At 55.6% G+C, this 11903-nt stretch carries 14 protein-coding genes; 11 read left to right on the plus strand and 3 right to left on the minus strand.

Annotation, left to right across the window (positions count from 1 at the left end; all coding sequences use genetic code 11):
* The 4 genes from ACOTX2_RS03285 to ACOTX2_RS03300 all read left to right on the plus strand — a co-directional run.
* A partial coding sequence (locus ACOTX2_RS03285) for a 4Fe-4S dicluster domain-containing protein (protein ID WP_421625875.1) occupies positions 1-249 on the plus strand: 249 nt, incomplete at its 5' end.
* A 1-nt stretch (position 250) separates the two neighbouring features.
* Complete coding sequence (locus tag ACOTX2_RS03290; RefSeq protein WP_063148132.1) at positions 251-1105, plus strand: dimethyl sulfoxide reductase anchor subunit family protein; 855 nt, start codon at positions 251-253, stop codon at positions 1103-1105.
* A gap of 45 nt (positions 1106-1150) precedes the next feature.
* Complete coding sequence (gene dmsD / locus ACOTX2_RS03295) at positions 1151-1765, plus strand: Tat proofreading chaperone DmsD (RefSeq protein ID WP_063148133.1); 615 nt, start codon at positions 1151-1153, stop codon at positions 1763-1765.
* Between the two features lie 108 nt (positions 1766-1873).
* Positions 1874-2185 carry a YebG family protein gene (locus tag ACOTX2_RS03300; RefSeq protein ID WP_022647976.1) on the plus strand — a complete coding sequence of 104 codons (312 nt, stop codon included), beginning with the start codon at positions 1874-1876 and terminating at the stop codon, positions 2183-2185.
* Positions 2186-2241: 56 nt separating this feature from the next.
* Here ACOTX2_RS03300 and catA read toward each other — a convergent pair whose 3' ends face one another.
* The gene (gene catA / locus ACOTX2_RS03305; protein ID WP_063148134.1) at positions 2242-2901 is read right to left on the minus strand and encodes a type A chloramphenicol O-acetyltransferase; all 660 of its coding nucleotides are present in this window, start codon (positions 2899-2901) and stop codon (positions 2242-2244) included.
* Between the two features lie 86 nt (positions 2902-2987).
* Positions 2988-3872, minus strand: a complete 885-nt coding sequence (locus ACOTX2_RS03310; protein WP_046620166.1) for a LysR family transcriptional regulator — start codon at positions 3870-3872, stop codon at positions 2988-2990.
* Between the two features lie 114 nt (positions 3873-3986).
* Here ACOTX2_RS03310 and ACOTX2_RS03315 point away from each other — a divergent pair, with 114 nt between their 5' ends.
* The 7 genes from ACOTX2_RS03315 to clcB all read left to right on the plus strand — a co-directional run bounded on the left by ACOTX2_RS03315 (position 3987) and on the right by clcB (position 11266).
* Positions 3987-5114, plus strand: a complete 1128-nt coding sequence (locus ACOTX2_RS03315; protein ID WP_071881490.1) for an alpha/beta hydrolase — start codon at positions 3987-3989, stop codon at positions 5112-5114.
* A gap of 299 nt (positions 5115-5413) precedes the next feature.
* Positions 5414-6157, plus strand: coding sequence for a YoaK family protein (locus ACOTX2_RS03320; RefSeq protein WP_045621656.1), 744 nt, complete (start codon positions 5414-5416; stop codon positions 6155-6157).
* Positions 6158-6418: 261 nt separating this feature from the next.
* Positions 6419-7129 (plus strand): osmoprotectant ABC transporter permease OsmY, encoded by a 711-nt coding sequence (osmY, locus tag ACOTX2_RS03325; protein WP_022647971.1) that lies wholly within the window; start codon positions 6419-6421, stop codon positions 7127-7129.
* A gap of 18 nt (positions 7130-7147) precedes the next feature.
* On the plus strand, positions 7148-8047 hold the full coding sequence (gene osmX / locus ACOTX2_RS03330; RefSeq protein ID WP_017694085.1) for an osmoprotectant ABC transporter substrate-binding protein OsmX: 900 nt from the start codon (positions 7148-7150) through the stop codon (positions 8045-8047).
* 8 nt (positions 8048-8055) lie between these two features.
* Positions 8056-8703: an osmoprotectant ABC transporter permease OsmW gene (gene osmW, locus ACOTX2_RS03335; RefSeq protein WP_063148135.1), complete on the plus strand. Its 648-nt coding sequence runs from the start codon at positions 8056-8058 to the stop codon at positions 8701-8703.
* Positions 8703-9851 carry an osmoprotectant ABC transporter ATP-binding protein OsmV gene (gene osmV / locus ACOTX2_RS03340; protein ID WP_022647969.1) on the plus strand — a complete coding sequence of 383 codons (1149 nt, stop codon included), beginning with the start codon at positions 8703-8705 and terminating at the stop codon, positions 9849-9851. Before osmW ends, osmV begins: the two co-directional genes overlap by 1 nt.
* Before the next feature lie 104 nt (positions 9852-9955).
* Positions 9956-11266, plus strand: coding sequence for a voltage-gated ClC-type chloride channel ClcB (gene clcB, locus ACOTX2_RS03345; RefSeq protein WP_063148136.1), 1311 nt, complete (start codon positions 9956-9958; stop codon positions 11264-11266).
* On the opposite strand, the gene bioD is transcribed toward clcB, so the two are convergent.
* Positions 11201-11896, minus strand: a complete 696-nt coding sequence (gene bioD / locus ACOTX2_RS03350; RefSeq protein ID WP_038415982.1) for a dethiobiotin synthase — start codon at positions 11894-11896, stop codon at positions 11201-11203. The two genes, clcB and bioD, sit on opposite strands and share 66 nt — an antisense overlap.
* Positions 11897-11903: the final 7 nt, after the last annotated feature.

The raw sequence follows: 11903 nt of genomic DNA on the forward strand, positions 1-11903 counted from the left end.
ACCAAGTGCGACGGCTGCCACAGCCGCGTGGCGGACGGCAAAAAGCCCATCTGCGTCGAGTCCTGCCCGCTGCGCGCGCTGGACTTTGGCCCGATTGAAGAGCTGCGCAAAAAACACAGTCAGCTTGCTGCGGTCGCGCCGCTGCCGTCTGCGCACTTCACGAAGCCGAGTATTGTGATTAAACCTAACGCCAACAGCCGTCCGACGGGTGACACCACCGGCTACCTGGCAAACCCGAAGGAGGTGTGAGATGGGAAGTGGATGGCATGAATGGCCGCTGGTGATCTTCACCGTTTTCGGGCAGTGCGTGGCTGGCGCATTAATCGTGATGGGCTTCGCCTGGCTGAATGAACGTGATGACAAGGCCAGAATACGCATCGTGCGCAGCCTGTTTTTTCTCTGGCTGGTAATGGGTATTGGGTTTATGGCCTCGGTACTGCATCTTGGCTCCCCGCTGCGCGCCTTCAACTCGCTTAACCGCGTGGGAGCGTCAGCGCTGAGTAATGAGATCGCGGCGGGTTCGATCTTCTTTGCCGTGGGCGGTTTCTGGTGGCTGGTGTCGGTTATCGGTAAAATGCCCCCAGCTTTAGGCAAAATCTGGCTGGTTGTCAGCCAGCTCCTGGGTGTCGTTTTTGTCTGGGCGATGACCCGGGTCTATCAGATCGATACCGTTCCGACCTGGTATACGGGCTACACCACGTTGGCCTTCTTCCTGACGATGGCTCTTACTGGCCCGATGCTGGCCGCGCTGCTGCTGCGGGTCGCAAACGTGACATACAAAGGTACCCTTGCCGCGTCTGTCAGCGTACTGGCACTCATCGCCTGCGTGGCGGTCGTCGTGTTGCAAAGCAATACGCTGGGGACGATCCAGAGTTCTATCCAGCAGGCTAACGCCCTGCTGCCGGATTATGGTTCGCTTCAGGTATGGCGCATCGCGCTGCTGGCGGCGGGTTTAGGCTGCTGGATCTGTCCGCTTATTCGTCGTCAGGAACCGAAAACGCTCGGCCTGTTTGCAGGTTTCGTGCTGGTGGCGGTGGGTGAACTGATTGGCCGTGGGCTATTTTATGGTTTGCATATGACCGCAGGGTTAGCAATTGCAGGTTAACACAGGTGCGCGGGCTACCCCCGCGCACAAGTAAGGAAAGTTGTAATGAATGACGTCTCACACCGCGAATCGTTCGCGTTCAGCGCCCGGGTACTGGGCGCGCTGTTTTATTTTGCCCCTGACAGCGAGCAGACCGCACCGCTGGTGAGTGCCCTGACCGCAGGTGACTGGATGCAGGACTGGCCGCTGGCGCAGGAAAGCCTGCAGCCCGTGGCCAGTATGTTTAAGAACCCGTCGGACGAAGCGTTGAAAGACGCCTGGCAGCGTCTGTTTATTGGCCCGTATGCCCTGCCCGCCCCCCCGTGGGGCTCCGTCTGGCTCGATCGCGAGTCCGTGCTGTTTGGCGATTCGACCCTTGCATTGCGCCAGTGGATGCGTGAAAACCATATCGCCTTTGAGATACAGCAGAATGAGCCGGAAGATCACTTCGGAACGTTGCTGATGCTGGCGGCATGGCTTGCCGAGAACGGTCGCGACACAGAACGCGACCAGCTTATGGCCTGGCATCTGCTGCCGTGGAGCACGCGTTTCCTTAGCGTATTCGTTGAAAACGCGGCCCATCCGTTCTACACGGCGCTGGGTAAACTTGCCCAGCTGACGCTGGCAGAATGGCAGTCCACTTTGCTGATCCCGATTGCAGAAAAAACGCTGTACCGATAACAGCTCCTGGCTTGTACATCCGTTGTGTAAGCCAGGTTCGGACATTTTTGCTGCAACGCAGATCCGGAACTGCTATACTGTATATAATTACAGTATTGGAGGTGCAAAATGGCTGTTGAAACAAAATTCGTGGTCGTAAGAAAAGGTGAAGAGAAAATGACTTTTGCCAGTAAGAAAGAGGCTGACGCTCACGACAAACTGCTCGACATGGCAGAAGCGTTCACCGACTGGCTGCTGCAAAGCGGAATGCAGATGGATGAAACGCAGGCGGAAAACCTTGGTCTGTATCTTGCCGAGCAGAAAGAGTCCGTGCAGCATATCCTGCGTACCAGCAAGCTTCCCGAGCTCAATGCTGCAACGGATAAAACAGCGCCAGAGGCGGATAGCAGCAAAAAAATCCGGGCCGTCAAAGCCGCCTGATCGTCAGAACGACTCATCACCTGTCCTGCTGCCGCGGGCCGGAAACGGCTCGCGGCTTAATAGTGCGGTAAATTATCACACAACTCTTGCAACTCGTTGATTAGTCTGGCCACATGGAAACCATCACAGACAGAATGATGAACCTGAACGGCGAAAGGCAACAAGACTTTTCCATCCTGGTTAAAGTATTTTCCAAACGTGAACATGGGCGCAAAAAAGTTCTGCATGTTAGCCACGTTGATATTAAAACTGGTAAAACTGACCCACGGAATATCCGATATGAAGAATATATTTTCCCGGTACTCTTCTTTGGGCCAGTAGGCAAGATTATCACCATAGCGAGAAACGTCTTCTGCATAAACGTTCTGAAAGTGATGAATATTCCCGTCGAAGTGACTCCATAATGATGAAAACGTCTCCGTCTCTTTATGGAAAAGGGTATAGCTGGGATGCACCTCATTCCATATTACAAGCTCATTATTCTTCATAGCCATACGGAACTCAGAATGGCGGTTAACGACTGTCGAAATAAGGGAAATAATCGAAGGATAAAATTTCCAGCCAACCTGTTTGATATGCTTCAGCAGCGCAGTGATATCCAGCTGAACCGTTTGGTTAATCGTGCATTGAGCAAAGCTCTGAAAGACTTCAAAATGTTCTTTCCTTGCCCAACTCGATAAGTCTACAGCCGTATATTCTGGCGTTATTTTTGTCATTTCTTTGCCTTAATTAAGCAGCGCTATATAAAATAGTAGCGTACCACAAACCCAGGAGCTGTATAGACCGTCGAGCAGAGGCTGCCTTAAATTTTCAACGTATCAATAACCGCTCTCAGCGCCGGGGACACGTTGCGGTGCGGGTAATAGAGGTAAAGCCCGTCCATCCGCAGGCTGTAGCGCTGTAAGACGCGTATAAGCGTGCCACGCTCCAGATCGTCAGACACCAGCTCAACCGGGACATAGGCCAGCCCGAGTTCCAGCCGGGCCGCTTCGGCCTCCATGTAGCTGTCGGAAAAGGCCCATTGCCCCTCAGGCCGGTGCGTAACTCGTTTCCCGTCCTGAACAAGCTCCCATTGATAGTGGTTACCGTCTGCAAACTGGTAGGCAATGCAGGGATGAGCGTCCAGATCGGCGGGCGTCTGCGGGAAACCATAGCGCCGAAAATGCGCCGGGGCGGCAACCACAGCCATCTCCATATCGGGCGTGATGCGCACCGCAATCATTCCTTGTCCCACCTCCGGCCCCAGCCGGACGCCCGCGTCGAATCGCTCCGCAATGATATCCACGAACCGGCTCTCATTCATCAATTCCAGACGGATATCCGGGTAACGCTGTTTGAAGATAGCGAGCTTTGGCAGCAGACATTTCTCGATGGCGTGCTGGCTGGCATTAATGCGCACCGTGCCGGACGGCGTCTGGCGATAATGCGCCAGTCTGGTCAACCCGGTATCAAGCGCATCAAAGGCGGAGCCGGCGGTCTGGTAAAGCTGTTCCCCGGCGTGTGTCAGCGACAGCTTGCGCGTAGTGCGCACCAGAAGCTGAACGCCCAGCCGCTCCTCCAGCTCGCGAACCGATCGGCTGATCCCGGATTGCGCCAGCCCGAGCCGCTGTGCGGCTGCCGTGAAGCTTCCCTCCCGCACCACCTGGATAAAGAGATACAGCTCATTATAGTTTTCCCGCTTCGCCATCATGCCTCGTCAATTCATAACAAAATGATATTAATCCTAGCAGCTTTTGGCCTCTAATCAGCACTATTTCTGCTAACTATAATGGCCTCATTACAACAACACACGGTACCTCTTATGAAAACATTCACCCAAAAACTGCCCGTTGCGCTGCTGTTATGCGCATCATTAAGTGGAGTGACAACAATGAGTTATGCAGAAACGCTAAATCCTAACGCCCCCGTTTCGATGGTGACAACCTGGGATAAAACCTTCGCCGAGAGCAATAAAGTCAACCACCGCAAAGTGACGTTCCAGAACCGGTACGGGATCACTCTGGTGGGCGATCTGTACATTCCCAGGAACCACGGCGACCAGAAACTGGCGGCGATAGCCGTCAGTGGGCCGTTCGGTGCGGTTAAAGAACAATCCAGCGGTCTGTACGCCCAGACTCTGGCTGAGCAGGGGTTCGTGGCCCTGGCCTTCGACCCATCCTACACGGGGGAAAGTGGCGGCCAGCCGCGTAACGTTGCCTCCCCTGACATCAACACCGAAGACTTTAGCGCCGCTGTGGATTTCCTGGGGTTACAGAAAGAAGTCGACCGTAACCGTATCGGCATTCTTGGTATCTGCGGCTGGGGCGGTATGGCGCTGAACGCGGCATCCATGGATACCCGCGTGAAGGCGGTCGCCACCAGCGTAATGTACGATATGAGCCGCGCGATGGGTCACGGCGTGGGCAACGGGAAAGATCGCTATTCAGCGGCCGATCGTCGGGCCGTGTTGCAGTATTTGAACGCGCAGCGCTGGAAAGATGCTGAAAGCGGCACTTTCGCCCATGGCGGCCACGATATTAATGTCGATGAGAATGGCAAGGTGACGGCGGCCGAGCGCATTCTGCCGGAAGCACTGCCCACCGATCCGCATCCGGTACTGAAAGAGTTCTATGATTACTACCGTATGCCGCGCGGTTTCCATGCCCGTTCCGTAAACTCCACCGGCGCGTGGACTGCGACCATGCCGTTATCCTTTATGAATATGCCGCTGCTGAGCTATGCCGGGGAGATCACTATCCCAACGCTGATTGTGACCGGTGAAAACGCACACTCTCGTTATTTTGCGGAGGATGCGTTCAAGGCCGTCGGCAGCAAAGAGAAAGAGCTGGTGATTGTTCCCGGTGCAAACCATGTTGATCTCTACGATAACGTCGCAGGAAAAATCCCGTTCGCGCAGTTTGAGCAGTTCTTCAAAACCAGTCTGAAATAACACTTTAAGCCCCCGGAAATCACGGGGGCATCTCTTCTCATCGTCGTGAATGACACCTATGTCTACACTGAATCAAATCCCATCCCGCTACAGCGGGCGTGCACATTGGGACGGTATTTTTGCCCGTCAGTCTGCTCGTGGCATCTACAATAAGGCATTATATTAACAGGGTTATTTTATTTAATTACAAAACCTCGAATATCTCCCGTTGAAATAATAATTAAGCAATATCCTGGTCAGTCGGCGACATCGCTTTGTTAGCTTGAGAAGTCAGGCAAAGCTCAAACTGGAGGTATTCTTTGCTGATTAAATTAAAGAAAGAACGAACGCATCAGGAGGATCGTCGTCTTGCACTCTGGCTGGCGACCTCCGCGGGACTGCTGAATGCCATTGCGCTGGGCGCGTTCGGCTTTTTCCCCTCTCATATGACGGGTAATACATCGCAGTTATCCAGCGAAGTTTCCTCCACCGATCTCAGTGATATTCTTTTTTTTGGCGCCATTATTCTGTCGTTTGTCACTGGCGCCATTGTTGCGCGGATTATTGTTATCTGGGGAATTATCCATAACGTCAGGCTGATATTCAGCCAGGTTTTATTTGTTGAAGGGCTATTACTTGCCGGGGTATCCCTTTATGAAATGTATTTTCACTCCTTCGCCACGAATCAGGAGATTATTCTTTTCCTGTGCGGTTTGATGGGAATTCATAACTCCACCTCAACTCAGCTTTCCGGCGGTCGGGTGAGATCCACGCACATTACCGGCACGCTGACCGATGCCGGCATTTCGCTGGCCTCCGTTATGGTCGCCATGCTGCGCCGGGATTATTCCAAAGACACGGCCGCGCAAAAAAGCCAGCTCAAAACCCATTTAACCACCCTTTTCTCGTTTATTACCGGCGGGATTGCGGGGCTGATCCTCTTCAGAGAGTTTGGATTCCACGCGATGCTGGCACTGGGCCTGATGCTGGTGTTTATCGCCGCCTTTTCAATCGTTCGTATCTCGTGGCGCGTTCGAAAGGTACGCGCCGCGCTTAGTCGATAGGGTGATCAGCACGCCTCAAGTGACGTTGTCACTTGAGGCGTGCTTCTTTAAGACTATTCTGCCTTCCCACTGACAGCCCTTACGCCATAAGGCTTAACTCAGGTTGTCACTAATTTCATAGGGTTACTGTTTTACCCCCTTTGCTGGAACCCTTCCGTTTCGCTTGCTATAGGTGAAGTACCCCTGCCGAAACATGGCATAACAACAGGCAACCGCAACAGGTGGTTGCTATAACGCATGCGCACAGGGAGACACACCGCAATGCACCCATTACTTAAACGTTCGCTGCTTTTTGTCGGCGCGATTATCGTGGTCCTCGCTCTCCTCACCTGGGGAATTGGACTGGAGACGATTAAGGCGCGCCAGGTTGACCTGCTCTACCTCGGTCAACAGCACCTGATTCTGGTCTTTTCATCAATGTTCTTTGCCCTGCTGGTGGGCATTCCAAGCGGTATTCTGCTGAGCCGTCCGGCGGCACGGGGTATCGCCGAATACGTGATGCAAATCTTTAACGTGGGCAACACCCTGCCGCCGCTGGCCGTTCTGGCGCTGGCGATGGTGGTGATTGGCATCGGTGATAAACCGGCCATTATCGCCCTCTTTCTCGCTTCTTTGCTGCCAATTGTGCGTAACACCTATGCCGGGCTGTGCTCTGTTCCCGCGTCGTTGCTGGAAGCGGCAAACGGCATCGGCATGACCAAATGGCAGCGCCTGCATCAGGTCGAAATTCCTAACGCCTGGCCGGTGATGCTTTCCGGTATTCGCATTGCCACTGCGATTAACGTCGGTACCGCACCGCTGGCATTCCTGATTGGCGCCAGCAGCTACGGCGAGCTGATTTTCCCGGGGATCTATCTGAATGACTTCCCGACACTGATCCTGGGCGCGGCGGCCACCGCCCTGTTCGCCCTGATTCTGGATACGCTGCTGGCGGCACTGGGTCGACTACTGAGCCCGCATCTCGCGCGATAATTATAACAAGGAGCTTCTATGAGACTGTTTTCCGGCCTGACGGCGCTGTGCGCCGCCGCGCTCTTCACCAGCCAGGCGCTCGCCGCGCCGCTGATCCTGGCAACAAAGAGCTTTACCGAGCAGCACATTCTCTCGGCCATGACCGTACAGTATCTGCAAAAGAAAGGATTTCAGGTGCAGCCGCAGACTAATATTGCGACGGTGATTTCCCGTAACGCGATGATTAACAAGCAGATTGATATGACCTGGGAGTACACCGGCACGTCGCTGATCATCTTCAACCATATCAACAAACGCATGTCGCCGCAGGAGTCATACGAGACGGTGAAACGCCTCGACGCAAAGCACGGTCTGGTGTGGCTTAAACCTGCCGATATGAACAATACCTATGCCTTTGCCATGCAGCGCAAGCGCGCCGAGGCTGAACATATCAATACCATGTCTGAGATGGTGGCAAAGATTGAGCAGATCCGTAAAACCGATCCAGATAACAACTGGCTGCTGGGCCTTGACCTGGAATTTGCCGGGCGTAGCGACGGGATGAAACCGTTGCAGGCGGCCTACAACATGGAGCTGGACCGCCCGCAGATCCGCCAGATGGATCCGGGGCTGGTCTATAACGCGGTGCGCGACGGGTTTGTCGATGCCGGGCTGATCTACACCACCGATGGGCGCGTGAAGGGCTTCGATCTTAAAGTGCTGGAAGACGATAAAGGCTTCTTCCCGAGTTACGCCGTGACGCCAGTTGTTCGAAAAGACACGCTGGAGGCTAACCCGGGGCTGGAGGAGGCGCTGAACACCCTCTCAGCCCAGCTCAACAACGACGTTATCACCGAACTGAATAAAAAGGTGGATATCGACCATCAGTCACCGCAGCAGGTCGCCCGTGATTTCCTGCGTAGCAAACAGTTGCTGTAGGAGGCGCTATGGAGACGATTCACTATATTCTCGACAACTGGGACTATCTCTTAACCCTGACGCTGCAACACCTCTGGCTGGTGGCACTCGCCGTGGGCATGGCGATTGTTATTGGCGTGCCGCTGGGTATTTTAATTGTCCGCCATAAATGGCTGGCAACGCCGGTGCTGGGGATTGCCACCATTGTGCTCACCATCCCGTCAATTGCGCTTTTCGGCCTGATGATCCCGCTCTTTTCGCTGATCGGTCAGGGCATTGGCGCCCTGCCCGCGATTACGGCGGTGTTCCTCTATTCACTGCTGCCGATTGTGCGCAACACCCACACGGCGCTCGACAGCCTGCCACCCGGCCTGCGCGAAGCGGGACGCGGCATCGGCATGACCTTCTGGCAGCGTCTGCGCTGGGTGGAAATCCCAATGGCGCTGCCGGTGATTTTTGGCGGCATCCGCACCGCCGTGGTGATGAACATCGGCGTCATGGCGATTGCTGCCGTGATTGGCGCGGGCGGTCTGGGCCTGCTGCTGCTTAACGGTATTGGCGGGAGTGATATTCGTATGTTAATTGCGGGCGCGCTGATGATTTGTCTTTTAGCGATTGTGCTCGACTGGTTGCTGCACCGTTTGCAGGTGGTACTGACTCCGAAGGGGATTCGATAATGATAAAACTGGAAAACCTCACCAAACAATTTTCACAGAAGCACGGCCAGACGTTTAAGGCCGTCGACAACGTCAATCTGAACGTGCCTGAAGGGGAAATGTGCGTGCTGCTCGGCCCGTCCGGCTGCGGGAAAACCACTACCCTGAAGATGATTAACCGTCTCATTACGCCAAGCAGCGGGACGATCCTGATTAACGGCGAAGACACCAGCGGGATGGACACCGTGACCCTGCGCCGCAACATTGGCTACGTGATCCAACAGATTGGCCTGTTCCCGAACATGACTATCGAAGAGAACATTACCGTCGTGCCGCGCATGCTGGGCTGGGACAAAGCGCGCTGTAAATCCCGTGCCGAGGAGCTGATGGATATGGTGGCAATGGATCCACATAAATTCCTTCACCGCTATCCGCGCGAAATGTCCGGCGGTCAGCAGCAGCGTATCGGCGTCATCCGCGCGCTGGCAGCGGATCCTCCGGTCCTGCTGATGGACGAACCATTCGGCGCGGTTGACCCGATTAACCGTGAGGTGATCCAGAACCAGTTCCTGGAGATGCAGCGCAAGCTGAAAAAGACCGTGATGCTGGTGAGCCACGATATTGACGAAGCGCTGAAGCTGGGCGACCGTATTGCCGTCTTCCGCCAGGGGCGTATTGTTCAGTGCGCCAGCCCGGACGAGCTGCTGGCGAAACCCGCCAATGAGTTTGTCGGCTCGTTTGTTGGTCAGGACCGGACGTTGAAACGCCTGCTGCTGGTATCCGCGGGCGACGTCACCGACCAGCAGCCGACGATTACGGTACGCGAATCGACGCCGCTGCCAGAGGCCTTCGCCACCATGGATGACAACGATATTCGCGCCATTACCGTGGTTGATGATCTCGGCAAACCGCTGGGCTTTGTGAAGCGCCGCGAAGCGCGTAATGCCAGCGGCAGCTGCGGTGATATTCTGCATCCGTTCCGCATGACAGGTAAGGCCGAGGATAACCTGCGCGTGGTGCTTTCTCGCCTGTATGAGAGCAACACCAGCTGGATGCCGATTGTGGACGAGGACGGACGCTATAACGGCGAGATATCCCAGGATTATATTGCGGAGTATTTGAGTTCCGGGCGTACGCGCCGGGCATTGAATATTCATAGCGAGAGTTAAGCATTCAGGCCGGGTACTGCCCGGCCTTTTTCCGCACGCATACCTTTTGCTAACCTCACGTTTTCCCGCCACAATATCGTATTGTCCCCGTTAATCACGACTTCATGCAACGTCTTCACGCTTACCCCGACATCCGCGCGATGTTTCGCCGTCTCCTGATTGCTACCGTCACCGGCGTGCTGGCAGCGCTGGCCGTTGCGGTGTTCCGCCACAGCATGTATCTGCTGGAGTGGTTGTTTCTCAGCAACGAAAGCGGAAGCCTGGTGAACGCCGCTGCCGCGTTATCGCCCTGGCGGCGGGCGCTGACGCCTGCGCTGGGTGGTCTGGCCGCGGGAGTGCTACTGTGGGGATGGCAGCGCATGACGGCACAACGTCCCCACGCCCCGACCGATTATATGGAGGCGCTGGAGACGGGTGATGGCCAGTTTGATTACGGCGCCAGCCTGGTGAAATCCCTCGCCTCGTTGCTGGTGGTCGCCAGCGGCAGCGCCATCGGCCGGGAAGGCGCCATGATCCTGCTTGCCGCCCTCGCTGCCTCCTTTTTTGCACAACGTTGTACGCCGAAATCCGAATGGAAACTGTGGATCGCCTGCGGTGCCGCCGCCGGGATGGCCAGCGCCTATCATGCGCCGCTGGCGGGCAGCCTGTTTATCGCAGAGATCCTGTTTGGCACGCTGATGCTGGCCTCCCTCGGCCCGGTGGTGATTGCCGCTGTGGTGGCCCTGCTGACCACGCGCCTGTTAAGTCCCGGCGCGAATACACTTTATGATGTCCATCTCAGCGAGATGCTTACGGCGGTGGATTATTTCCTGATCGTTGGCGTGGGTCTGCTGGCTGGGCTGTGCGGCCCGCTTTTGATGTGGCTAATGGCTTTCAGCCATTCTCTGTTTCTGCGCCTCAAACTTTCACCGCCTTGGCAGCTGGCGCTGGGTGGTCTGATCGTCGGGCTGCTGTCGCTGCTGACGCCGAAGGTATGGGGGAATGGCTATAGCGTGGTTCAGGCGTTTTTGCAGTCGCCGCCGTTGCTGTCGGTAATTGCCGGCGTCTTTATCTGCAAGCTCCTGGCGGTGCTGGCAAGCAGCGGGTCCGGCGCACCGGGAGGCGTGTTTACGCCAACCTTGTTCGTTGGTATGGCAACGGGAATGCTGTTTGCGCAGATCTTTGCGCTGTGGTTTCCTGGCTCTGAGACGGCGCTCCTGCTTGGGCTGGCAGGAATGGCGACGCTGCTCGCCGCCACAACGCATGCGCCAATCATGTCGGCCTTGATGGTATGTGAGATGACCGGGCAGTATTTTTTACTTCCCGGTTTGCTGGTTGCCTGTGTTGTGGCGTCGGTATTGTCGAGAACGCTACGCCACGACTCGATCTACGGCCAGCATACCGCCGAAAGCCGAGAGATCGATATAGTGCGCTAATTCGCGCTGCTCGGCGCGGGGCAGATAAGGCAGTTCGCCTGCCAACGGGCCAGGCAGCTTTTTGCTCAGCACGTCGATGATTTCTGCGTAGTGCGCAAGGCCCGGGTTAATACGGTTCGCCACCCAACCAATCAGTGGCAGGCCGTCATTAGCGATAGCCTGCGCCGTCAGCAAGGCATGGTTGATGCACCCTTCCTGAATGCCCACGACCATAATCACCGGCAGCTGCTCCTGCACCACCCACTCGGAAAGGGGACGTAAATCGTTCATCAGGCTGCGCCAGCCACCGGTCCCTTCAACGACAACGTGGTCAACCTTTTCACTCAGATTTGCCAGGCCATCAGAGAGCAGACTGTAGTTGATAAGCCCACTGTGAGCGACGCTGCTTTCCTCTTCGCTTAACGCGATGGGATTGACGGCATCATAAGGCAGTTCCAGAGACGAGACGCTTTGCAGAACCAGGGCGTCCTTATTGCGCAGCCCTTCTGGCGTCTCTTTACTGCCTTTTGCTACCGGCTTGTATCCTGCAACGCGTTTACCGCTTGCCGCCAGGGCCTGAAGTAACGCGCGGGATACGACGGTCTTCCCGACAGACGTATCCGTACCAGTAATAAAGAAACGCTTAAGCATGACTCAT

It is taken from the genome of Enterobacter cloacae complex sp. IR5412, assembly GCF_049237385.1.
In the GTDB taxonomy this organism is placed as follows: domain Bacteria; phylum Pseudomonadota; class Gammaproteobacteria; order Enterobacterales; family Enterobacteriaceae; genus Enterobacter; species Enterobacter intestinihominis.